This window comes from Alcanivorax sp. VBW004 (assembly GCF_009718865.1).
GTDB lineage: Bacteria > Pseudomonadota > Gammaproteobacteria > Pseudomonadales > Alcanivoracaceae > Alcanivorax.
In genome coordinates this window covers 177,349-200,100 of record NZ_WNHC01000001.1, presented here as the reverse complement: position 1 = coordinate 200,100, position 22,752 = coordinate 177,349, and the positions used below count along the sequence as shown (strand labels likewise).

General features: G+C 58.1%; 21 protein-coding genes. 8 read left to right on the top strand and 13 right to left on the bottom strand.

The genetic code is table 11. The features are described 5' to 3' along the window. The first annotated feature begins 13 nt into the window (after positions 1-13). The gene (locus F1529_RS00905) at positions 14-1,702 is read left to right on the top strand and encodes a molecular chaperone HscC (protein ID WP_155131250.1); all 1,689 of its coding nucleotides are present in this window, start codon (positions 14-16) and stop codon (positions 1,700-1,702) included. Continuing rightward, a complete protein-coding gene (locus F1529_RS00900; protein ID WP_155131247.1) occupies positions 1,702-2,976 on the top strand; it encodes an RDD family protein in 1,275 nt (424 codons plus the stop codon). Before F1529_RS00905 ends, F1529_RS00900 begins: the two co-directional genes overlap by 1 nt. Positions 2,977-3,058: 82 nt before the next feature. Here F1529_RS00900 and F1529_RS00895 read toward each other — a convergent pair whose 3' ends face one another. From F1529_RS00895 to F1529_RS00855, 9 genes are all read right to left on the bottom strand, one after another. Next, complete coding sequence (locus F1529_RS00895; RefSeq protein ID WP_007150065.1) at positions 3,059-4,411, bottom strand: SPFH domain-containing protein; 1,353 nt, start codon at positions 4,409-4,411, stop codon at positions 3,059-3,061. A 103-nt stretch (positions 4,412-4,514) separates the two neighbouring features. Beyond that, entirely contained in the window at positions 4,515-5,051 is a 537-nt protein-coding gene (locus F1529_RS00890; RefSeq protein WP_039926608.1) for a cytochrome b, read from the bottom strand. Positions 5,052-5,215: 164 nt separating this feature from the next. Next, positions 5,216-6,472, bottom strand: coding sequence for a hypothetical protein (locus F1529_RS00885; protein WP_007148562.1), 1,257 nt, complete (start codon positions 6,470-6,472; stop codon positions 5,216-5,218). A gap of 3 nt (positions 6,473-6,475) precedes the next feature. After that, positions 6,476-7,135, bottom strand: coding sequence for a DUF4393 domain-containing protein (locus F1529_RS00880; RefSeq protein WP_232211720.1), 660 nt, complete (start codon positions 7,133-7,135; stop codon positions 6,476-6,478). Between the two features lie 166 nt (positions 7,136-7,301). After that, positions 7,302-9,188, bottom strand: a complete 1,887-nt coding sequence (locus F1529_RS00875; RefSeq protein ID WP_155131244.1) for an MFS transporter — start codon at positions 9,186-9,188, stop codon at positions 7,302-7,304. A 166-nt stretch (positions 9,189-9,354) separates the two neighbouring features. Next, a complete protein-coding gene (locus F1529_RS00870) occupies positions 9,355-9,954 on the bottom strand; it encodes a TetR/AcrR family transcriptional regulator (protein WP_007149083.1) in 600 nt (199 codons plus the stop codon). A 106-nt stretch (positions 9,955-10,060) separates the two neighbouring features. Continuing rightward, a complete protein-coding gene (locus F1529_RS00865) occupies positions 10,061-10,759 on the bottom strand; it encodes a PspA/IM30 family protein (protein ID WP_155131241.1) in 699 nt (232 codons plus the stop codon). Positions 10,760-10,831: 72 nt separating this feature from the next. Next, positions 10,832-11,104 (bottom strand): YiaA/YiaB family inner membrane protein, encoded by a 273-nt coding sequence (locus F1529_RS00860; protein WP_007149258.1) that lies wholly within the window; start codon positions 11,102-11,104, stop codon positions 10,832-10,834. Positions 11,105-11,209: 105 nt separating this feature from the next. Next, positions 11,210-11,839: a DapH/DapD/GlmU-related protein gene (locus F1529_RS00855; RefSeq protein WP_155131238.1), complete on the bottom strand. Its 630-nt coding sequence runs from the start codon at positions 11,837-11,839 to the stop codon at positions 11,210-11,212. Between the two features lie 230 nt (positions 11,840-12,069). On the opposite strand from F1529_RS00855, the gene F1529_RS00850 reads away from it, so the two are divergent. Next, positions 12,070-12,777: a DUF4197 domain-containing protein gene (locus tag F1529_RS00850; protein ID WP_370456921.1), complete on the top strand. Its 708-nt coding sequence runs from the start codon at positions 12,070-12,072 to the stop codon at positions 12,775-12,777. A 50-nt stretch (positions 12,778-12,827) separates the two neighbouring features. Here F1529_RS00850 and F1529_RS00845 read toward each other — a convergent pair whose 3' ends face one another. From F1529_RS00845 to F1529_RS00835, 3 genes are all read right to left on the bottom strand, one after another. Beyond that, positions 12,828-13,559, bottom strand: a complete 732-nt coding sequence (locus F1529_RS00845) for a glutamine amidotransferase (protein ID WP_007149567.1) — start codon at positions 13,557-13,559, stop codon at positions 12,828-12,830. Between the two features lie 124 nt (positions 13,560-13,683). After that, positions 13,684-14,247 (bottom strand): DNA-3-methyladenine glycosylase I, encoded by a 564-nt coding sequence (locus tag F1529_RS00840; RefSeq protein ID WP_155131232.1) that lies wholly within the window; start codon positions 14,245-14,247, stop codon positions 13,684-13,686. Further along, positions 14,244-14,960, bottom strand: coding sequence for a YafY family protein (locus tag F1529_RS00835; protein WP_155131229.1), 717 nt, complete (start codon positions 14,958-14,960; stop codon positions 14,244-14,246). The genes F1529_RS00840 and F1529_RS00835 overlap by 4 nt, the downstream gene beginning before the upstream one ends. Positions 14,961-15,175: 215 nt before the next feature. Here F1529_RS00835 and glyQ point away from each other — a divergent pair, with 215 nt between their 5' ends. The 5 genes from glyQ (at position 15,176) to F1529_RS00810 (ending at position 20,227) form a co-directional block, all read left to right on the top strand. Continuing rightward, a complete protein-coding gene (gene glyQ / locus F1529_RS00830; RefSeq protein ID WP_155131226.1) occupies positions 15,176-16,183 on the top strand; it encodes a glycine--tRNA ligase subunit alpha in 1,008 nt (335 codons plus the stop codon). Then, on the top strand, positions 16,183-18,255 hold the full coding sequence (gene glyS, locus F1529_RS00825; RefSeq protein WP_155131223.1) for a glycine--tRNA ligase subunit beta: 2,073 nt from the start codon (positions 16,183-16,185) through the stop codon (positions 18,253-18,255). Before glyQ ends, glyS begins: the two co-directional genes overlap by 1 nt. A gap of 152 nt (positions 18,256-18,407) precedes the next feature. Then, complete coding sequence (gmhB, locus tag F1529_RS00820) at positions 18,408-18,950, top strand: D-glycero-beta-D-manno-heptose 1,7-bisphosphate 7-phosphatase (protein ID WP_007150797.1); 543 nt, start codon at positions 18,408-18,410, stop codon at positions 18,948-18,950. Positions 18,951-18,952: 2 nt separating this feature from the next. Then, entirely contained in the window at positions 18,953-19,681 is a 729-nt protein-coding gene (locus F1529_RS00815) for a 1-acyl-sn-glycerol-3-phosphate acyltransferase (RefSeq protein WP_155131220.1), read from the top strand. 189 nt (positions 19,682-19,870) lie between these two features. Beyond that, positions 19,871-20,227: an H-NS family nucleoid-associated regulatory protein gene (locus F1529_RS00810; RefSeq protein WP_007150019.1), complete on the top strand. Its 357-nt coding sequence runs from the start codon at positions 19,871-19,873 to the stop codon at positions 20,225-20,227. Positions 20,228-20,326: 99 nt separating this feature from the next. Here the strand turns inward: F1529_RS00810 and gyrB are convergent, their stop codons facing one another. Continuing rightward, entirely contained in the window at positions 20,327-22,744 is a 2,418-nt protein-coding gene (gyrB, locus tag F1529_RS00805; protein WP_007150837.1) for a DNA topoisomerase (ATP-hydrolyzing) subunit B, read from the bottom strand. Positions 22,745-22,752: the final 8 nt, after the last annotated feature.

The following is a 22,752-nucleotide window of genomic DNA, read 5'->3' as shown; positions in this document are numbered from 1 at the left end:
ACAAGGAACGCGCATGACCATTATCGGTATCGACCTGGGGACCACCAACAGTGCCTGCGGCATCTGGACGGACGAGGGGGTCACGCTGATACCGAACCGGCTGGGCGAGGTGCTGACGCCCTCGGTGGTGGGGCTGGACACCCAGGGCGAGCTGATCGTCGGCCGTACTGCCCGGCAACGCTTGATCAACCACAGCGACAGGACAGTGGCCGCTTTCAAACGGCTGATGGGCACCGACCACAAGATCAAACTGGGGCGCCAGGCCTTTACGGCCACGGAGCTGTCGTCGCTGGTGCTGCGCTCGCTCAAGGATGACGCCGAGGCCTACCTGGGCGAGGCCGTCACCGAGGCGGTCATCAGCGTGCCGGCCTACTTCAACGACAACCAGCGCCACGCCACCAAACAGGCCGCCGAACTGGCGGGCCTGAAAGTGGAGCGCCTGATCAACGAGCCCACGGCGGCAGCCATTGCCTATGGCCTGCACGAAAAACAGGAAGGCCTGTTTCTGATTCTGGATCTGGGCGGCGGCACTTTTGATGTATCACTGCTGGAATTTTTCGACGGCATCATGGAAGTCCACGCCAGCGCCGGGGACAACTTTCTCGGCGGCGAAGACTTCGTCGATGCCATGGTCGATGACGTGCTCCGTGAGCATGCCCTGCGTCGTGATGACCTGAAGCCTCAACTGCTGCAACAACTGTACCTGCAGATGGAAGGCGCCAAGCGCAAACTGGGCCCGGCGGACCAGACCCTGTCACTGGACCTGGGCAGCAAGACCGTGGAGCACGTGGTCACCAGCGACTGGTTCACCCAGGTCAGCACGCCGCTGCTGTTGCGCGCCAAGCACCCTATCGAGCGGGCGCTACGCGATTCCAGCACTCATCCAAGCAAGATCGACGATGTGGTGCTGGTGGGTGGCTCCACCCGGCTGGCCATTTTCCGCTCCACCGTGGGCAAGATGTTCGGCCGCCTGCCATCCTGTCATCTGGACCCGGATACCGTGGTGGCCATGGGCGCGGCAATCCAGGCCGGCCTGATGATGCGCAACGAAGCCCTGGACGATGTGGTGCTGACCGATGTGTGCCCGTACACCCTGGGCACCGGGGTGATCAACCGCGACAACAGCAAGCTGGGCGATTATTTCATGCCCATCATCGAGCGTAATTGCGTGGTTCCCGTGAGCATTGCCCGGCAGGTATGCACTGCCTACGACGACCAGACCGAACTGACCATCAAGGTATACCAGGGCGAAAACCGCTACGTGGAAAAGAATGTCTTTCTTGGCGAATTGAATGTGCGGGTTCCCAAAGGCCAGCGAGGCGAGCAAGCGGTGGATATTCGCTACAGTTACGACATGAACGGTTTACTGGAAGTGGACGTGACCGTGGAATCCACCGGCCAGGTCCACAGCCACCTGATCGAACACGCCCCAGGCGCCCTGAGTGACGAGCAAAAACAAGCCGCCCGGGAAAAACTTGCGGCCCTGAAATTTCATCCCCGTGATGGCGAAGACAACCGCGCCCTGATTGCCCGAGGCGAGCGCCTGTACGAATCCAGCCTGGGCGATCGCCGTGAGTACATCGCCGACGTCATGAAGCGGTTTGAAAAAGTCCTCGACGACCAGAACCCCGCAGACATTGCACGCATTCAAAAACAGGTGAAAGAAGCGCTGGATAGCCTGGAGAGCGAGGACTGGTTCTGATGCCGCCCTGGGATAGCCTGCAGATTGAACCGACCGCCGACGCGCGGGCAATCAAGCGCGCCTACGCCAAACAACTCAAACAGACCCGCCCGGACGAAAACCCCCAGGGCTTCCAGCAACTGCACCAGGCTTACAAGCAGGCACTGGCCTGGGCCGAACAGCAGTCGTCGCAAGACGACCCGGCGGCGCCCCCGGAAGGCTGGCACAGCGAGCCGCTCTCGCCCCCGCCCCAGGAACCAGTGGAAACCAGGCCGGAACCCGAACCGGAACTGGTGCCGGGCCCAGCCCATACCCCGCCGCCCAGCCACGACACCTTTGTCACTGACCCGGAATCGGACGAAACGCTGAAACAGGCCAGCTGGTCGGTACAACTTGCGCCCACGCCGCCGCCTCCGATTGACGACGAACCCGCCCCTCTGGATACCCTTGGCGGGCCCGTGGTCGGTACCGATGAGCAGGATCAAACGCTGGCAGCACTGCTGTCTCAAGCCCGCGACCTTCTGCAGCAGCCGGAGGGTGCGCAACAAGCCGATCGCTGGCATTTTCTTACCCGCACGCCACTGATACTGGACGATGCCTTTAACCACCGGCTCGGCCATGCCCTGTTTGCCGTGCTGGCCGAACAGCAGCAATCCGGTCAGCCGTCGCTGTCGTACCCGGTGGTCCGTTACCTGAACGGACTGTTCAACTGGGAGGGGCAGCGGCGCTGGCTGAATGAGGATTTTGGTGAAGACACCTGCGATTCACTGTTTCGTATTCTCGACGATACCCCGCTGAACCAGGACGCCATCAAGGCCGTTCGCGGTGGCCAGGGGGTGTTCGCACAGAAAAAGAAACCCCCGCAAGTGGCACCGGAGGAAGTGATCATGGGCGGTTATTTGCTGCGCATGCTGGCCTTTGCCATGGACATGTTTCTGGTGATGGTTGGCGCTATTTTTGTGGCCGAGGCGCTGCACCGTTTCGGCGGCAGCAGTGACGAAAGCGGCGCACCACTCGCCATAATACTGGCCGTACCCCTCTATTTGCTGATGGCGCTGATCATGGAATCCAGCCCGATGCAATCCACACCGGGGAAACGATTGCTGGGCATGCGCGTTACCAGTCGGCGGCTACAGCGACTGCACCCATTACACAATGTCGGGCGCATCATCGCCTTTTGCCTGACCGGTATTTTGTGGAAGGTAATTTTTATTGTGAATGCCTTTATGAAAGGGCATCTGCTGCACGACCGCATCAGCCGCAGCTATGTGATTCAGTATCGCAAATCGGAATAGGGCGGGGAAAGATCCACGCCCGGCCAAACAAAACGACCAGAAGGACGCCGAGTTAGCAAGGCGCTAACCCGGCGAGCCGGGCTTACTTATTCAGGTCCCGTTCATAACTCAAGCGCTTGGCCGCATCCAGCGTCAACATCTGCATAAACGCCTTGGTTTCCGTATCCGCTCCTGTGGGCGTGCCATTGCTGCCACCACCAAACACATACTGCGGCACCTTGCGCTGCGCAAAGGCTTCTGCCCAGATCTTCTGAATCTGGATTTCGGCATCCAGCTTCTGGGCCAGGGCGTTATCCGCGCGCAGAATTTCCCGCTTCTGGTAAGCTTCTGCATCGGCCAGGGTGCGACGTGTCTCCGCTTCTACCCGCGCTTTCTCCAGATTGATTTCTGCAGTCTGTTTTTCAATTTCCGCCTGTTCCTTCAGCTTTTGTGCCTTGGTAATCGCCAGCTGCTTTTCGGTTTCCGCTTCCGTGGTGCGCTGAATCTGGTCTACCTTGGCTTCCGCCTGGCGCTCAGCCACTTCCCGCTCACCACGGGCAATGGCCAGCAGCCGCTGTTCTTCTTCCTGCACCCGTTGCTCGCGGGCGATGGCCCGGTCTGCAGAGGCTTTCTGCTTGAGCTGCATGCGTTCCACGAAGCGCTGGTTGGGATCCATCTGGGTCACCCGGGCTTCCACCACAGTGACACCGTAATCAATAAAACGCTGGGACTTGCGGCGGGGTACGCCGGTATCGTCGAGCATCTTGCGTACCACGAAGACCACCTTGGCATCGTCGCCGTAGTCCTGCTGTTCGGTGCCCATGGCCACGTTGGCACTACCTTTGATTTCACCCACGCGTTTCTGGCTGATTTCTTCACGACGAACAATATAGATACCATTGATCATCTGGTTTTCGAACTCGGTATTGAATTCGGTACGCCCGCCGGAGTAATACTCTTCGGCGCTCATCAACGACGCATTGGCTTGCAGGGTTTCCTTGAACGCGGGGATCAGCGCCGTGCGCAGTAGATTCGCTGGCGTACGGTACTCATGGGCCAGGTGCAGAAAGCTTTCCTGATCGGTGGGAATGGTAAAGCGCACCGTGGCCTGGGCATTGGCATCCACCTGGTCCAGGAACATGATGTTCTGCGGTGGCAGGGCCGCCGACGTTTCCGAGTTCTCCACTTCCACGTAATCCAGGGTTTCACTGCCACCCCGCACCGCCTGTACGGTCAGGGCGCGTTTCCAGGAATTCCAGCGGCCGAAAAGAAAGAACTGATAACCCACATCCGACACCACCTTTTCCTGCCCGGTGATGGTACGCACGTGATACACGTAACCCGGTTCCGCGTAGAAAATGGATTTGTTGGCAACAATAAGCAGCGCCAAAATGCTGATAACCCCAACCGCAACGCGCCCTAACGGCATTGCCCCCTTCAATTTTTCCGTAATCATGATGCCCCCAGTCTCATTTTTAGAAGGGCATATTTTACGGCGCGATTTCAATAACGGTAGTGGCCAATGTCTTACATTTCGAAAACCGGCACAGGGCCCCGATTCAGTCTTTTCCCCACATGCGTGGCAGCACATTAATCTGCCCGGATTGCTTGCGATGCAGCAGGGCCATACCGATATGGCCGACGATCATGGCCAGCAGCACCCAACCCAGCACACCGTGAAGCAGGTTACCCGGTTCCACCATCCAGGCGATCTTGTCGCCGTCGAAACCCGACATCAGTGGTAGCCCGAACGGCTCAAATGCACGACCGGAGCCGTATTGACGCAGCAGGGCAAGGGCGGGAATCAACAGTAATAATCCATACAGTCCGGCGTGCCCCAATTTAGCCGCCAGGTTGATAGAAGGCGGGCGCCGACTCAGATTCACCAGCGCCCACCCCAACCGGATCACTGTCAACACAATCAAAATCAAGCCAAGGGGTTTGTGCGTTGGCCAGAAAAACGATTCAAACGCCGTGTCTTCGAATCCGTAATGCGCCAACGCAGAGAGAAACTGCCAGATCAACAACAGCGCCATACTCCAGTGCAGCAATCGAGTGAAGCTACCGTAGCGCTTGGGGGAATCGTTCAAAGACATGGACCTCTCCTGTTAGGTGGCGCAAGGGCTGCCTGGGGATGTTCGTGTAAAGGCTATAACCATGGCAGGGAAATGTGCAGACAATATGGATCTAGACACGGTTTGGGAGAAGAATCGAAGCGCAGGCCGACCCGATCTCGACCTGCTCTTATGGTCTTGTCCCGTCAGACTACCGGAACCGCAAAGTGGATCATCACGTGCACCTGGAGCTCGCCGACCAGGAACCCCAGCAGCGCCCCCACGGTAATCAGAATCCATTCATCCTGTTGGAATGCCGGGCGCAGTAACCCTTCAAATTCTTCCTCTGTGAGTTCCTGCATTTTCTCCACCATCAGGTTTTTCAGGTCCATGGCTTCTTCCGCATACGCCTCCATGTGACTGAGGGTTTCCGGCAAATGCTGCATGACCTTTTCCGACACCGAGCGCTTCATTTCCTGGTATTTGGTGCTGCCAACAGCAAAGACGACCAGCGGCTTGGCGAACCCTGACTGCTCATCCAGGGTTCGCTGCACCTGCTTTTGCACCAGGCCGAACAGACGGTCCGACATGGGGCCCTTGAGAATGGCTTCGATCACCGCTGCCGGGGTAACGATTTCACTGGCGACCAACTCCCCGTAACGGGCAGCAACCTGCTTGCGCCGCTTGAGGAACAAGCCCTGCCATTCGAACAGGCCCAGATAGCGCACCGGCTGTTTGGGGTTAAAGATCATTTTCAGCGCCAGCCAGTCGGTGAACCAGCCGGTGAACAACCCGAACAGGGGAATCACCCAGATGTTGTGGGTAAAGGCCCACACCACCGCCTGAATGATGCCGATGGCAAAACCGAAATAGATGCCAGAATTACGGATGAACTTGAATTCCACGTGGCCGGCTTCCAGAAACACCCGGTTGAGCAATTCCTTGTCGCGCACCAACGCATTGATCACCAGATCCTTGAGGTCAAACACCCGGGTAATATTGCTTTTGATGTCTTCCATGATCTGCTCGACCATGTGGGGTGCTTCATTCTGGATCCGCTGGATGATCAGCCGTTTCACTGATTCCGGTGCCGCTTCCCACAGGCCCGGCTGATATTCCGCCGCCACTTCCCGGGTGATGTCTTCCACTGATCGGATCAGCGGATCACGAATTTCCTCCGCCACCCGGTGAGGATCGAGCTTGTTGAACACGTCCTCCGGTTTCAGCAACCGTTCCATCATCAAATCGCAGGCAATGCTGGCCATGGTGGCCGCCTTGCTGGGCACGATGCCCTGCCAGCCAAAAAAAGGACGCCAGCCGACAAACTTCAGTGGCTTGAACATCATCTTGATGGCCACCACCTTGGTGCCATAACCAATCGCCGCCGCCACAAACGGCATGGACAGATACAGTATCCAGTTAGCCTGCAAGTCGGCCAGAATCAAATCCAGATCGGTAATCACGGGCTACTCCTCAACGTCCGCAGGGATGGTCATCAACGCCCACAGCTGACGACCCAATGGACTGATTCGCAGGGTTTCCCGGCGGGTGGACAGTTTTGGCAGGTGGGTTTTCAGCTCGGCTTCCGCTGAGCGGAAACCGCTATCGCCTTCGCACAGCTCGTAATCCGTGCGCAGGGACTCGGTGAACGCGCTGGCAATCACCAGGCCCTGGGCAAACAACCGGCTCAGGTACAGGGCAATAAAGTCATTGCACTGAATCCCGGCGGCCCGGCCCACGTTGGAATAACGATGCAGCACTTCGCCACGGGAGAAACGCCCACCGCTTTGTACCGTCAGCAGGGGAAAGGCACTGCCGTCAGAAAGCGCAGCCAGCAACCGTGCCTCATCCGCGGTGAGCTGCTCCAGCTGGCGCTGCAACAACATGGCCTGGGCCTGGGAAACACTTTGCTCCATGGACACATCCAGCAACTCGTGCAAGCTGTGCGGCGGGCCTTCCAGCTCACCGGGCTCATTGAGCGATTCCAGGCGATGCTTCAAGCCGTGAAGCAGCTCCTGCTCCACCTCGTGGTAACGGGCGTCTGCCCGTTGTACCGGAGGCAGCTGCAACAACAGCTGCTGGATTCGCGTCCGCAGCGAAGCGGGCGAGAGGGGGGAGTCAGACACATTCGTTCCCTGTTGTTATTGTCGTTGTGGGCGCCACCTGGCTTACGTTCCATCCATACCCGCAAAGGATACACAGCGCCCTTTATTATTGAGTGTCCGGTCTTTTTAACTGACTGCAAGTTACTGTGCGTATGTTTTACGCAACCGACCTGCCCGCCAGGCTGAATCAGGGGCGCTCGCGCAGGGCCAGCACCCGTTCACGCAGATCGCCGGCCTGCACGTCCTGGGGAGGCACACCGGTGCCAACGGCCAGTTTGATACGCGACCAGAAACGGCGGGGCAGACGGGTCAGGGCCTTGCCGCCCTTGTGGCTGAAAAAGCTCCCCCACAACCCCGACAGGGCCATGGGGATCACCGGCACCGGGCTGTCACTGACAATTTTCTCAATACCGGCGCGGAATTCATCGATCTCACCGTCTTCGGTCAACCGCCCTTCCGGGAAGATACAGACCACTTCTCCAGCGGCCAATTCTTCCCGGATACGCTCAAACGCCTGCTGGTAAATCTCCGGGTTGCGGGTTTTCGAGTCAATCGGGATGGTCTTGCCGGTGCGGAAAATATAATTGAGCAATGGCATGTCATAGATCGGTTTAAACATGACAAACCGGACCGGGCGGCGAATGGCGCCCCCCAGCAACAGGGCATCCACATAACTGACGTGATTGCAGACCAGCATGCAGGGGCCTTCGTCAGGAATATTGTCCATGCCCGTGTGTTTTACCCGGTACATGGTGTGGGTGAGCATCCACACCAGCAAGCGGATCAGGAATTCCGGCACCACGGTGTAAATGTAGGAGGCCACCAGAATATTGGTCAGCGCCAGGGCCAGGAAAAACTGTGGCACAGTCAGTTCCAGCAATCCGATCAGCACAATCCCCGCCACCGCTGACAACACCATCAGCAGGGCATTGAGAATATTGTTGGCGGCGATGATCCGTGACAGGTGCTTGGGGTTGGCCCGGTGCTGGATAAAGGCAAACAGCGGCACGATATAGAAACCGCCGAACACCCCGATACCAAGCAGGTCCATCAACACCCGGTAACCACCGGTCTGCTGCAGGAAACTGGCAATGCCGATGGTGTTATCCGTTACCTGCCCCACGCCTGCCAACCCGGCATAGGAGAAGAACAAATCGATACCGAATACGCTCAGGCCAATGGACCCCAACGGCACCAGCCCCAGCTCCACCCGTTTCCCGGAGAGTTTTTCACACAGGAATGAACCCAATCCAATCCCCACGGAAAAGGTGCCCAGAAGCAGGGCGTACAAACCATCGGTGCCGAACAGGTAATCGTCCACATAGACCTTGAGCTGGGTGGTGTAGGCCGCGCCCATGAACCAGAACCAGGAAATGGCCAGCACACACATCCATACGGATTTCACTTCCCGTGCATAGCCGACGATGTGCCAGGTTTCTTTCCACAAATTCCAGTTGATCTTGATTGACGCATCCGCAGCCGGGGCGGCAGGGATTCCCCTAGCGGCTAAATAGCCCAGCAACGCCAACCCCACCACGGTCATGGCGACGACGCCGTCACCCACGCCATCCATCTTCAGCAACACGCCGGAAATGGAGCCCAGCAGGATCGCCAGGAAGGTGCCCATTTCTACCAACGCATTACCGGATACCAGCTCCTTGTCGGTCAGGTGCTGGGGGATAATCGAATATTTAATCGGCCCGAAAAAGGTGGATTGCAGGCCCATGCAAAACAGCACGGCCAACAGGAAATAAACGCCATCAAAAAAGAAACCTACTGCGGCAGCAGACATGATGAACACTTCCACCATCTTGATCTTGCGCACCAGGGTGGCCTTGTCGTACTTGTCTGCCACTTGCCCGGCCAGTGCGGAAAACAAAAAGAACGGCACAATAAACAGTGCCAGCGCGACATTATTCAGGGTGTTAACACTGACGGTGCTAACCACACCGGAAGCAATCAGCAGGATCAGCGCCTGGCGAAATACGTTGTCGTTGAAAGCCCCCAAAAACTGGGTAAAGAAAAACGGCCCAAAACGCCGTGAAGCCAATAATGAAAACAACCCTTTCTGCATTTTTTCGCCCTTGGTTTTTGTTCGGGTTTGAGTTCAACGTTCAAAGTTTAAAAAACGCGATCCTGATTGTCAGATTCTGGAAAGCTCTGCCCGCGCCACTGCCCATGAACGCGGGCACTACATTTGCCGTAATGTAGAACATCGTTCGCGTTGCAACTTTGAACTTTCAACTCTCCCTCGCCCAGCTTTTCAGATAGTTTTCCAGCAACGAATCCAGCATGGCCTGTTCATCCACGTCGCCGGCCACTTCCAGTTTGTTTTCTGCCGCCAGTACCGCGATACCATGGACACTGCTCCACAGGGTTCGGGCTGCCAGATGGATCGCCTCGGTGGACTGCTGGTCTGCCATCCGGGCCATTTGCTGTTCTACCCGCTCAAACAATTGCGCCGTGCGCTGCTGATACCAGGGCGGCACCGGCGCCGCATGTTGCATACGGTGCATAAAGACCATCTGCCACAGAGCGGTTTGCGTGCGCGCCAGGGACAGGTAGGCGCTAGCCATCTGATGCAAGGCCCGGGAGGGGGCCAGATCCGCTGATGCCTTCATGTCCGCCAACAAGGTGTCGAGGGTGGCCGCATTGGCGTGCAGGATCAGGTCATCCAGATTGGCGAAGACGTGATAGAGCATGCCCGGGGTATAGCGTATTTTTTCAGCCACCTTGCGAACACTGAGTTTGGCCAGTCCATGCTCCGCGACCAGCTCACGCACGGCATCGATTGCCAGGGCCTGTAATTCTTCGCGGCTATGTTGGTTTCGGCGTGCCATGTTAATGCTCAATAGTCGTTGTTGTTTCAGTTGCTGCCCAGGCAAGAAATGACAATACGATAGCCCGGCAAAGGCATGTCGTAGCGCCGCTCTTGCCCGCGCGCCTTTAGTCCCGGCTCAGGCGTTGCAGAATCTCCTTGGCCCGCTGACTGCGGCTGTCACCAATACCCGCTTCTGCCATGCGCTGGTCCAGGCTGTCACCCGGGAATGAGCCGGGCTGATCGCGACAATGGATCTCACTTTGCCACAACCACCGGCATTCTTCCTGCCGTTGTTGAATCTGTAGCAATGTCTGCTGGCTGTCGGTCAGACGTTGTGCCAAACCCCGCCCCTGTTGCTGGCGCGCCTCAGCCTGACCGAACAAGGCTTCCTGGGTGCGGGCCATGGACTGTTCATGGCGCAAGCTTCTCAGCTGCTCTGCGGCCTGTTGAATAAAGCGCTGGAATTCATTTTCCTGTTGGCCCAGTGACACCCCTTGTTGTTCCAGGCGAGCCTGCTGTGCTTCCAATTCTGCCAACCGCTGACCAATGTCCAGCGCCAGACCCTGTTCCTCATGGGCCATTGCCTGCCGGGCACCCGCTTCGTAGTGTTCTTGCTGGCGCGTTAACTGTTCGCTTCGCTCACGGTTTCGTTTCTGTTCGGCTTTCAGGCGCGCCAGCTGGCGGCGTGCATCCCGTAGCGCATGTTCGGTTTCGTATAATTGCTGATCCAGCAACAGCATGTCGTTAGCGTCGACAAGCCGTTCCATGCTGACGCGGGCCTGGCCACGCATCACCGTTTTCAGTTTGTTCCAGGCTGTACCCATTGTTGTTCTCCCTTTGTTCATTGGGCCTGTGGTTTTGCCTTGTCTGGCATCCGGCATCAGGCATCCAGCGTTCTATTCCGTATATTCCTTGAGCAACCGTTCGGTCTTGGCTTCACTGATCCGGTTAACCAGTCGGCGTGCCTCGTGATCATCACGCAGGGTTTTTGCCAGGGTGATGGTGGAACCCACCACAAACATGCTGCCCATCACCAGGTACCCCTTGATCCACAGGTCCGTGGGCAACCACACAATGCCCAGAATCATCAGGCCCAGGCTGATGCCAAAAGCGGCTTTGACATAAAACAACCAGCCACCGGAATGTCGCTGAATCGCGCTCTCGTCCATGGGTTTTCCTCTCAGTCGTTATTGTTTGTTTAACGGCGTTCAATTAACCACAAGAACTAAACACCGTTCAATAAAGCGACTGTTACCGGGTATGACACAAGGTGTTCAAGAAGATGGCAGTGGCGGGGCGCCCGGACGACGGCCAATCGGGCGGGCGGGGTTGCCGGCAACGATGGTCCAGGGCGGCACATCACGGGTAACCACCGCCCCCATGCCCACCACGGCATGGTCCCCCAGGGTAACGCCATCAACGATGCCCGCACGGGCGCCGATCCAGACGTCACAGCCAATGCGAATTCCCCGGGAACTCACTGGCTGCTCGCGCACCCGCCGGTCCGCATTCATGCCATGATTGAAAGCAAAGAGGGTGCAATACGCGGCAATGCGGGTGTCATCACCAATGTCGATACCCGCCGCGCCCCCTTCCAGGCTTACATGGTGGTTGAGGCTAACGCGCTGACCCAGCCGAACAGGGCCGTGAATGACGCAATCAGCAGCGATCTGGCAGCCACCTCCCACGATAATATCGCGACCCGGCTCGGCGAACAGAGCCGCCTGGGGCGCCACAAAGCAATTTTCACCAAGGTGCACTGTCTCCAACGCCATCAACCGTTGCTGGATCCCCTGTTGCCAGGGTTCAGCCCAGGCCCGGTGCTTTGGCTTCAATCGCCCGTACAGCCAGGGCATGTAGGCAAGGCGCTGTTTGTGCTGTTCGCGGTAATCGTCGTCGGTCATAAAAGCAGGAGCGAGTTGAACGTTTAAAGTTGAAAAGCGCGAGTCAGGTCATTGGGCCCTGAAAGCCCGTGCCCGCGCAACCGCTGATACCCTAACCGCGGTGAAAATCGTTTTATCGACGATAAGGCCTTGTCCGCGTTTAAACTTTGAACTTTAAACTTTCCACTCAAGAAGTGTTTAGCCGCCCCCGCCCATGCAGTAGCATGCCCGGCAACAACAAGGAGAACACCGTGAAGAAACTACTTCCTCTTGCTCTGGGCCTGGCGCTGGCAGGCTGTCAGCACATGGAATCGGCCATGCCCTGGATCAATATGGGTAATCAGATGGCCAAGAATGCCGGTTACAACACCGATGAAAAGCTGGCCGCCGGCATTAAGGAAGCCCTGATCAAGGGAACGGATGTGGCCGCCAACCAGCTGTCCCAGGAAGGGGCCATGAACCTGAAGCTCCCCAAGGCTGCCGATCCGGTGACCGATACGTTGCGTAAATTTGGCCTTGGCAGTTACGTGGATCAGTTGGAAACGGCCATGAATCGCGGGGCAGAAAAGGCGGTGGCCTCCGGTGCACCGGTATTCAAGAACGCCATCAATGCCATGAGTGTGGATGACGCCCTGGGGATCATTCAGGGGGGCGATACGGCGGCGACCCAATATTTCCGCGGGGAGACCGAAAACAGCCTGCGCCAGCGCTTCCAGCCGATTGTGGAAGAGAACCTGCGCAAGACCGGTTTCTACGACCAGTATCAGACATTGCTTGGTGCCTACGATAAGTTACCACTTACTAACAAGCCCAATCTGGACCTGGAAAGTTACGTCATCGACAACAGCATGGACCAGCTCTATACCCGCATCGGCCAGCAGGAAACCCTGATTCGCCAGAACCCCATGCAGCAGGGTAGTGCGCTGATCGGCGCGGTGTTCGGAAACTCGAACCAGTAACCCGTCGATCGGCAGGAGCGTCGCTGGCGGCGCTCTGCCGCACAATATCGCTACGCCACCTGCGCCAGGGTGAGCTGGGCGAAGCGCGCGAGGATGGCGCTGGCATCGTGGCATTCACGTACCTCCTGCAGATGCGCATCCACCTGCTGCTGGCTCAGGCTGTCGCCACTCAAGGCCTGCAGGTAGGCGCGCATCACATCGGCACTGAATTCCGGGTGGAACTGCACCCCCCATGCCCGCTCGCCATAGCGGAAGGCCTGACAGGCATCATGCACGTTACTGGCCAGCACGGTGCAGCCTGGCGGCGAAGTAAGCACTGACTGTTTATGCACCACTTGCGCCCACGGGTGACCCACCATGGCGCCCAGCAACGGATCCTGATACCCCGCCGGGGTGAACCGTAACGGCACCGTGCCCATTTCCATCCCCAGCGGATTATCCGCAACCTCTCCGCCCAGGGCCTGGGCCAGCAACTGGTGGCCAAAACACAGACCCAGCACGGGTAACTGCGGGGTGCTGTGTAGCGTGGCAAACAGCCAGTGCGCCAGCTGCCGCATCCACGGCTGTGCTTCAGTCACCATGGCATGGGAGCCAGTAATCACCACCCCCGCCAGCGATGCCGGAGCAGGCAGCGGACGCTCATCGGTGGCATCCACCTTTATGACCGGTAATGACAGGCCCAGTCCCTGGGCAATCCAGTCATCGAAATCACCGTAATGCTCGCGAATTTGCGGGTAGGTGTGTCCGGTTTGAATAATGGCTATCGGCTTGTGATTGTTCATAACACTCTCCTTGTGAGGACAACCTCAGCAAGGGGTGTACCAACTTTTCAGGAGCTATGAAGCTCAGTTGTAGGAGCTGCGAAACAGCTCGGGCAGCAGCCTCCCGCAGAAACAGGTTTAGCCGCTACATGAGATCCCGGTGCCGCGGGCAGCTGGTAAGGTGGTCATTGACCATGCCGGTGGCCTGCATGAAAGCATAGACGATGGTGGGGCCGACAAAGCGGAAGCCGCGTTTTTTCAGGGCCTTGCTCATGGCCTCGGCCACCGGGGTGGTGGCCGGTACCTCCTTGAGGCTGCGGAAGTGGTTGATCTGCGGGCTGCCGTCGACAAAATCCCAGAGGAAATCACTCAAGGTCAGGCCCTCATCACGCAGGGTCAGGTACGCCTGGGCGTTACCGATGGTCGCCGCCACTTTCAGGCGGTTGCGGATAATCCCCGGGTCGGCCAGTAACGCGGCCACCTTGGCCTCGTCATAACGCGCCACCTTCTCGGCATCGAAGCCATCGAACACCTGCCGGTAATGTTCCCGTTTACGCAGCACCGTAATCCAGCTCAATCCGGCCTGGGCGCCCTCCAGATTCAGGCACTCGAACAGGCTCCGGTCGTCATGGTCCGGCACGCCCCACTCATGGTCGTGGTAGTGCTGATAAAGCGGATCATCCCCGCACCAGGGGCAACGGTCGTTCATGATGGTGTTTTCTCCTCGACGGCGGTCTGTGGATCGGTACACCGCGCATCCATGGCGGCTTCATAATCGGCCAGGGTGTGGCCGGGCAGATGGGGATAACGATCTCCCAGGGTCTGCAGAATCACGATACGGTCCACCCGGAAATGGCGAAACGCTTTGCGCAATTCACACCAGCCCACCAGCGTCCAGCAGTGGCCCCAGAAATACAGCCCCAGCGGCCAGATGACCCGTTTGCTGAACTGCTCCTGAACGTCACGATAATGCACCCGCACCTTGCTGCGTTCGCGAATGGCCCGTTGCAGCGGATCCAGCAACGCCCCGAGCATGCGCCGTTCCGGCAAGGCCGGGGCCGACACCGGCGAGGCCAGCGCGCGCAGATGGCTGGGCACCGCCATGGCCAGCTTTTCCTGCACCGCACGCAGAGCCTCGGCCTGGCGTTGACCGGCCCAGCCCTGGGCCATGGACAGACCGGTCAGCAGGGCCTGCCATTCTTCCACGCTGAACATCAACGGCGGCAGCTGATAGCCTTCCAGCAGGGCGTAGCCTTTTCCCGCCTGGGAATACAGCGGCACGCCGCTGGCCGACAAATGGTCCACATCCCGGTAAATGGTGCGCTCGGACACCTGCAGCCGCTCGGCCAGCGCCTGGGCGGTGGTCCACTGGCTGGCCCCGATGACCTGCACGATCTGAAACAGGCGCTCTGCTCGACGCATGATCCTTCCCTGTAGTTAACCTGACGCGGCACTTATCTTCCGCCGTTCCCGATCCGCATTCTAGCGCCAAGCTACTGACACCGTGCTGTCAGTATCCTGCCGGGGCCGCCACCGGTATCACCGACCGGGCGGGGCCGGTATACTTGGCGCCTTTCGCGGCAATCTCTCGCGACGAGCTGGGACCGGAACACCATTACCGAATAACAGGATTCACCATGGCGGAACAACCGCAAACGGATATTTTGACCTTTCAGGGCCTGATTCTGGCCCTGCAACAATACTGGGCAGAGCAGGGCTGTGTCGTTGTACAGCCACTGGACATGGAAGTGGGCGCGGGCACCTTTCACCCCTCCACCTTCCTGCGCGCCATCGGCCCGGAAAACTGGAACAGTGCCTATGTGCAGCCGTCTCGCCGGCCCACCGACGGCCGCTACGGGGAAAACCCCAACCGGCTGCAGCACTATTACCAGTTCCAGGTGGTATTGAAGCCATCGCCGGACAATATCCAGGAGCTGTATCTGGGGTCGCTGCGTATGCTCGGCTTTGATCCGCTGGTGCACGATATCCGCTTTGTGGAAGACAACTGGGAATCGCCCACGCTGGGTGCCTGGGGTCTGGGCTGGGAAGTGTGGCTCAACGGCATGGAAGTCACCCAGTTCACCTATTTCCAGCAGGTGGGCGGCATCGACTGCTATCCGGTCACCGGGGAAATCACCTACGGCCTGGAGCGCCTGGCCATGTACATCCAGGGCGTGGATTCGGTCTACGACCTGGTGTGGTCCGACGGCCCCTTCGGCAAGGTCAGCTACGGCGATGTGTTCCTGCAGAACGAAGTGGAGATGTCCACCTTCAACTTTGAACACGCCAATGTGGACGAGCTGTTCAAGCAGTTCGATTTGTTCGAGGGCGAGTCCACCAAGCTGATCGACGCCGGCCTGCCATTGCCTGCCTACGAATACGTCCTGAAAGCCTCCCACACCTTTAACCTGCTGGATGCCCGCAAGGCCATTTCGGTCACCGAACGCCAACGCTTTATTTTGCGTGTGCGCACCCTGGCCCGGGCCGTGGCCCAGGCCTATTTCGACAAGCGCCGTTCGCTGGGCTTCCCCATGGCCGATGACAGCATTCGCGAAGAAGTGATGGCAGAGCTGCAAAAACAGGATGACAAGGCCGCTAAAAAAGGCGCCGCCGAGAAAGGCGATAGAAAGAAGGGGAAGCAATAATGTCCCGGGATTTGCTGATTGAACTGGGCACCGAAGAGCTGCCCCCGAAAGCGCTGGCATCACTGAGTGCCGCGCTCACCGACGAATTTGTGCGCCAACTGGATGAGGCCGGCCTCAACCACGGTAACGTGGAACGCTTTGCCGCCCCTCGCCGGCTGGCGTTGCTGGTGCGCGACCTGGACGAGAAACAGGCCGATCGCGATATTGAACGCCAGGGTCCCGCCGTTCAGGCTGCCTTCGACAACGACGGCAACCCGACCAAAGCCGCCCAGGGTTTTGCCGCCTCACTGGGCCTGACCGTGGACCAGCTGGGTCGTCAGGACACCGGCAAGGGCGAGCGCCTGGTGGCGCAGATTACCGAGAAGGGTAAAAGCGCCGCCGAACTGGTTCCGACCTTTTTCACCCAGGCCATCCAGAAACTGCCAATCCCCAAGCGTATGCGCTGGGGTAAACGCAAGGTGCAGTTTGTGCGCCCGGCCCACTGGCTGGTGGCGTTGTTTGGTGACGAAGTCATTCCCTTCGAATTGCTGGACCTGCAATCCGGCCGCACCAGCTACGGCCACCGTTTCCATGCTCCGGGCGCTATCGACCTGGCAACCGCCGGCGAGTATGCCCAGCGCATCGAACAAGACGGCCACGTCCTCGCTGACTTTGATCGCCGTAAAACCATGATCGAAGAGCAAACCCTGGCGGCTGGTAAAAAGGCGGGCGGTGTCGCCCAGATCGACCCGGACCTGCTCAACGAAGTCACCGCTCTGGTGGAATGGCCCGAAGCACTCATGGGCAGCTTCGATGACGACTTCCTGCGGGTTCCCCAGGAAGCGTTGATCAGTGCCATGGAAGAGCACCAGAAATACTTCTCGGTGCTGGATGCTGACGGCAAGCTGATGCCGCGCTTTATTACCATCAGCAATATCCAGTCCAAGGATCCCCAGCAGGTGATCCACGGCAACGAGAAGGTTATCCGCCCACGACTGGCCGATGCTGCCTTCTTCTACGACAACGATTGCAAGCGCACCCTGGCCCAGCACGCCGAAGGGCTGGCCAATGTGGTATTTCAGCAACAGTTGGGCACCGTGGCCGACAAATGCCAACGCATCGGCAGCCTGGCCGCCGTGATTGCCGGGCAAATCGGTGGTAACGCAGACAACGCCAAGCTGGCCGGCGAACTGAGCAAGGCCGACCTGAACAGCGAAATGGTCGGCGAGTTCGATACCATGCAGGGCATCATGGGCTTCTACCTGGCCCAGCGCGAAGGCCAGCCAGACGACGTGGCCAAGGCCCTGTATGAGCAATACCTGCCGCGCTTTGCCGGCGACACCTTGCCGCAGAGCAAAACCGGCATGGCGGTTTCCCTGGCCGACAAGATCGATACCCTGGTGGGCATCTTCGGTATCGGCCAGAAACCCAGCGGTACCAAGGACCCCTACGCGCTGCGTCGCGCCACCCTCGGCGTGCTGCGCATCATTATTGAAAATGAACTGGCCCTGGACCTGCGCGAACTGCTGGACCAGGCCGCCGCCCAACTGGGCGAGCGCATCGATGCCAACCAAGTGGAAGACGCCTTCGACTTTATCAAGGGTCGCTATCGCGCCATCTACCAGGAACAGGGCATTGCCACGCCGGTGATTCTCTCGGTATTGGCCATCGACGAGGCCTGTCGCAAACCACTGGATTTCGACCGTCGAGTAAAAGCCGTGGCCGCCTTCCAGCAACGCGAAGAAGCCCAGGCGCTGGCTGCCGCCAACAAGCGGGTATCCAATATTCTCGCCAAGCTGGACAGCGCACCGCCGGAAGAAATTGACGGCGCCCTGCTGGAAGACGAGGCTGAACAAACGCTCACCAACATGGTAGTGGCCGCGTTCGAACAGTCCTATGAACTGCTGGAAGCCGGCGACTACGCCAGCGTGCTGGAAATGCTGGCAGACCTGCGCGAGCCGGTGGATGCCTTCTTTGATACCGTCATGGTGATGGCGGAGGATGAAGCGGTGCGCAATAACCGACTGGCGCTGCTGGCGTTCCTGCGCGACCTGTTCCTGAACGTGGCGGATATCAGTTTGTTGCAGGAATAAGAGACGCAACACGCCCGACGCTTCATGCAACACGCTAAATCAAAGGCCGCTTAATCAGCGGCCTTTGTGTATATCACCGTAGCGTCGCTAACCTAACGTTTGGCATCGCGCCGCCAGCGACGCTCCTACGGTAAAGAAAGGGATCTTCATCCATGAACAAACTCATCATTCTGGATCGCGACGGGGTCATCAACGAGGACTCCGATGCCTACATCAAGACCGTGGACGAGTGGATTCCCATCCCCGGCAGCATCGAGGCCATCGCCCGGTTGAGCAAGGCGGGGTATACCGTCACGGTGGCGACCAACCAGTCCGGCATTGGCCGTGGCTATTATGATGTGGCCACCCTGGATGCCATGCACGCGCGCCTGCGTGAGTTGGTGGCGGAGCAGGGCGGTGCACTGGGCAAGATCGTCTATTGTCCCCACGGGCCCGATGACGGCTGTGATTGTCGCAAGCCGCTGCCAGGCCTGATCGACCAGATTGTTACCGAGTATGGCGATGTCACCGGTGCGCCCCTGATTGGTGATAGCCTTAGGGATCTTGAAGCGGGAGTCGCTCGCCATTGCACACCGGTACTGGTGCGAACCGGCAAAGGGAACCAGACCCTGGAAAAAGGTCTGCCTGAATCCCTGGGCCCGGTTGCCATTTACGACTCACTGGCTGACTTTGTTGATCACACCTTGAAGGATTAGGCATGACCCAGCACGCGCCACCGTCGCTGTCGATCAAGGTCCGCAGCGCGCTGTTTTTCGTGCTGTACAACCTTGCCGGTATTTTCCACAGTTTCCTCTGTGTCCTGATTGGCCCCTTCCTGCCACTTCGCACCCGCCACCGGTTTATCAACCTGTGGACCCGTTTTGCCATGTGGCTGGACCAGCACCTGAATCGCATCACCGTGAAGATAGAAGGGCAGGAACATCTGACGGATGCCCCCTGTGTCATTCTTGCTAACCACCAAAGCAGCTGGGAAACCTTTTACCTGCAGGTACTGATCAGCCCTCAGGCCACGGTGCTGAAACGGGAACTGCTGTGGATACCATTCTTTGGCTGGGGGCTGGCACTGCTTAATCCCATTCGTATTAACCGCAGCGATGGCAAGGCCGCGTTAAAATCGGTGCTGTCCCAGGGTAAGCAGCGTCTCAAACGTGGACTGCGGGTGGTGATTTTCCCGGAAGGCTCCCGACAAGCCCCAGGTACCCATGGCAAGTTCAACCACGGTGGCAGCATGCTGGCCACGCAGGCCGGGGTGCCTGTCATTGCCTTGAGCCATAACAGTGGTGATTGCTGGCCCCGCAAAACCTGGGTGCGTTACCCCGGCACGATCACACTGCGTATCAGCCCTCCCATCGACACGCACAATAAAAAAGCCAAGCAAGTCAGCGCTGAAGCCCAACAGTGGATCATGGCGCATTACCCCGGTTAACAGCCGGTGCGTGTTATCCACAAAAATGGCAGGAAGGCGGTGATTTTATAATCACCGCGGTGGAAATATTATTCTTCGCCACCGTATTTTTTATTTTCCGCTCTGTGTTTAAGCCTCTATATTGCCAATGCTCATTAAAATAATTACAGTCTTTGCCGTTATTCAATGACCTAAAACAAGGGCACCTTAATGAGCATCAATCTTGACGAACTGTCTGTCGACGAGCTGGAAAAACTGATCAAGCAGGCAGAGTCTGCGCTCGACAAAAAGCGTAAGGCCGAATTGAAAAATGCCCAGGCAGTACTGGAAAAAATGGCCAAGGATCTGGGTGTCGATCCCCAGGACCTGCTGAAAAATGCTGCCGACAAGAAGAAAACCACACGCAAAAAAGCCGCCAAGAAAAAAACCGGTGTTCGCCGTCCGGCCAAAGTAAAGTTCCGCGACCCGAACAACAGCAGCAACACCTGGACCGGCCGCGGCAAACGCCCGCTGTGGTTGCAGGATGCCCTGAGCAAAGGCGCCAATCTGGACGATTTTTTGGTGTAATCAAGACACGCTACACGCGACAGGCACCACGAAAAAGCGAACCCGAAGGTTCGCTTTTTTTATGCGTGTTGCTTGCCGCATGAAGCATGCAGCGTCTCTTTAAACATCCAGATTGGATACCTGCAGCGCATTGGACTCGATGAACTGGCGGCGTGGGTCCACGTCGTCGCCCATCAGGCAGGTAAAGATCTGGTCTGCCGCGATGGCATCTTCGATGGTTACCTGCAGCATACGGCGGCTTTCCGGGTCCATGGTGGTTTCCCACAGCTGGTCCGCGTTCATCTCACCCAGCCCCTTATAACGCTGGAAACTGGTACCACGGCGCGCCTGCACCATCAGCCAGTCCAGGGCTTCGGCAAAGTGGCGAATAGGCCGCTGCGACTCACCACGCTGGATGTAGGCATCCTCTGCCAGCAAGCCTTCCAGGGTTTCCCCCAAGGCCTTGATCTTCTGATAGTCCGGGGACTGCAGAAAATCCAGAGTGACACGATATTCGCGGGGTACACCGTGAGCGAGTACTTGCACACGTGGCAAGTACAGGCCTCGCTCTTCATCACGCTGGGCGGTAATCGTAAACGCCTGGGTCGCATCGGTGATGGCATCCACGCGCTTGCCCAGAGTCTCGCACCACTGCGCCATGGCGGCTTCGTCTTTCAGCGAGGCTTCATTGAGTGACGGCATGTAGATCATCTGCTCCAGCACTTCTTCCGGGAAGACCCGGGACTGACGGTCGACAATCTTCATGACACCGCGGTACTCGGCGATCAACTTGGCCAGCGGCTCACCACTGATCGGTGGCGCATCATCACCCGGGTACAGGCCGGTTTTGTCCAGCGCCAGGGTAGTGAGGTATTCCTCCATGGCCGGATCGTCTTTCAGATAGGTTTCCTGCTTGCCCTTTTTCACCTTGTAGAGCGGCGGCTGGGCAATGTAGATGTAACCACGCTCAATCAGCTCCGGCAGCTGACGGAAGAAGAAGGTGAGCAGCAGGGTGCGGATGTGTGAACCATCCACGTCCGCATCGGTCATGATAATGATGCGGTGATAACGCAGTTTGTCGATATTGTATTCGTCGCGGCCAATGCCACAGCCCAGCGCGGTGATCAGGGTGCCCACTTCCTGAGAAGACAACATCTTGTCGAAACGGGCTTTTTCCACGTTCAGAATTTTACCCTTGAGCGGCAGAATCGCCTGATTCTTGCGATCCCGACCCTGTTTGGCCGAGCCCCCCGCAGAATCACCCTCCACAATATAGAGTTCGGAGAGCGCCGGGTCTTTCTGCTGGCAGTCCGCCAGCTTTCCGGGCAGGCCAGCGATATCCAGGGCCCCTTTGCGCCGCGTCATTTCACGGGCTTTACGGGCGGCATCGCGGGCGCGGGCCGCATCGATGATTTTTTGTACAATACTGCGCGCTTCGCCCGGGTTTTCCAGCAGGTAATCCTGGAAAAGATCGCCCATGGTCTGCTCCACCGCACTTTTCACCTCGGAGGAGACCAGCTTGTCCTTGGTCTGGCTGGAAAACTTGGGATCCGGTACTTTCACCGAAATCACCGCCGTCAGGCCTTCCCGTGCATCATCCCCCGACGGGTTGGCTTTTTCCTTTTTCAGGAAGCCTTCCTTGTCCATATAGCTGTTCAGGGTACGGGTCAGCGCCGCCCGGAAACCGGCCAGGTGCGTACCGCCATCGCGCTGGGGAATATTGTTGGTAAAGCAGAAAATGTTTTCCTGATAGGAATCATTCCACTGCATGGCCACTTCCACCGCAATACCGTCTTCCTCCCGCTCAAAATTGAAGTGGAAGACCTGGTTGAGGGCGGTTTTGTTGGTATTCAGGTAGCTGACAAAAGCACTCAGCCCGCCCTCATACTCGAACACATCTTCATCGCCGCTGCGCTCATCCATCAGGTGGATACGCACCCCGGAGTTCAGAAAGCTCAGCTCACGCAGCCGCTTGGCGAGGATATCGTAGTGGAACTTGATATTGCTGAAGGTTTCCGGGGAAGGGCGGAAATGCACAGCGGTGCCACTGGAATCCGTCGTTCCCACCACTTCCAGGGGGTTGGCGGGCACACCGTGGTGATAAATCTGCTCGTGAACCTGGCCGTTACGGCGAATCGTCAGCTTCAATTCTTCCGACAGGGCGTTCACCACCGACACGCCCACACCGTGCAGGCCACCGGACACCTTGTAGGTGTTGTCGTCGAACTTACCGCCGGCGTGCAGCACCGTCATGATCACTTCGGCAGCGCTCACGCCTTCTTCTTCGTGCAGCTCGGTAGGAATACCACGGCCATTATCCTGGATGGACATGGATTCGTCCGGGTGGATAACCACTTTGATCTCGGAGCAAAACCCGGCAAGCGCTTCATCGATGGAGTTATCCACGACCTCAAACACCATATGGTGCAGGCCCGTGCCATCATCTGTATCACCGATATACATGCCGGGACGTTTACGTACGGCATCCAATCCTTTCAGCACCTTGATGCTGGATGAATCGTAATTTTTCTCCGCCATGGTATTTC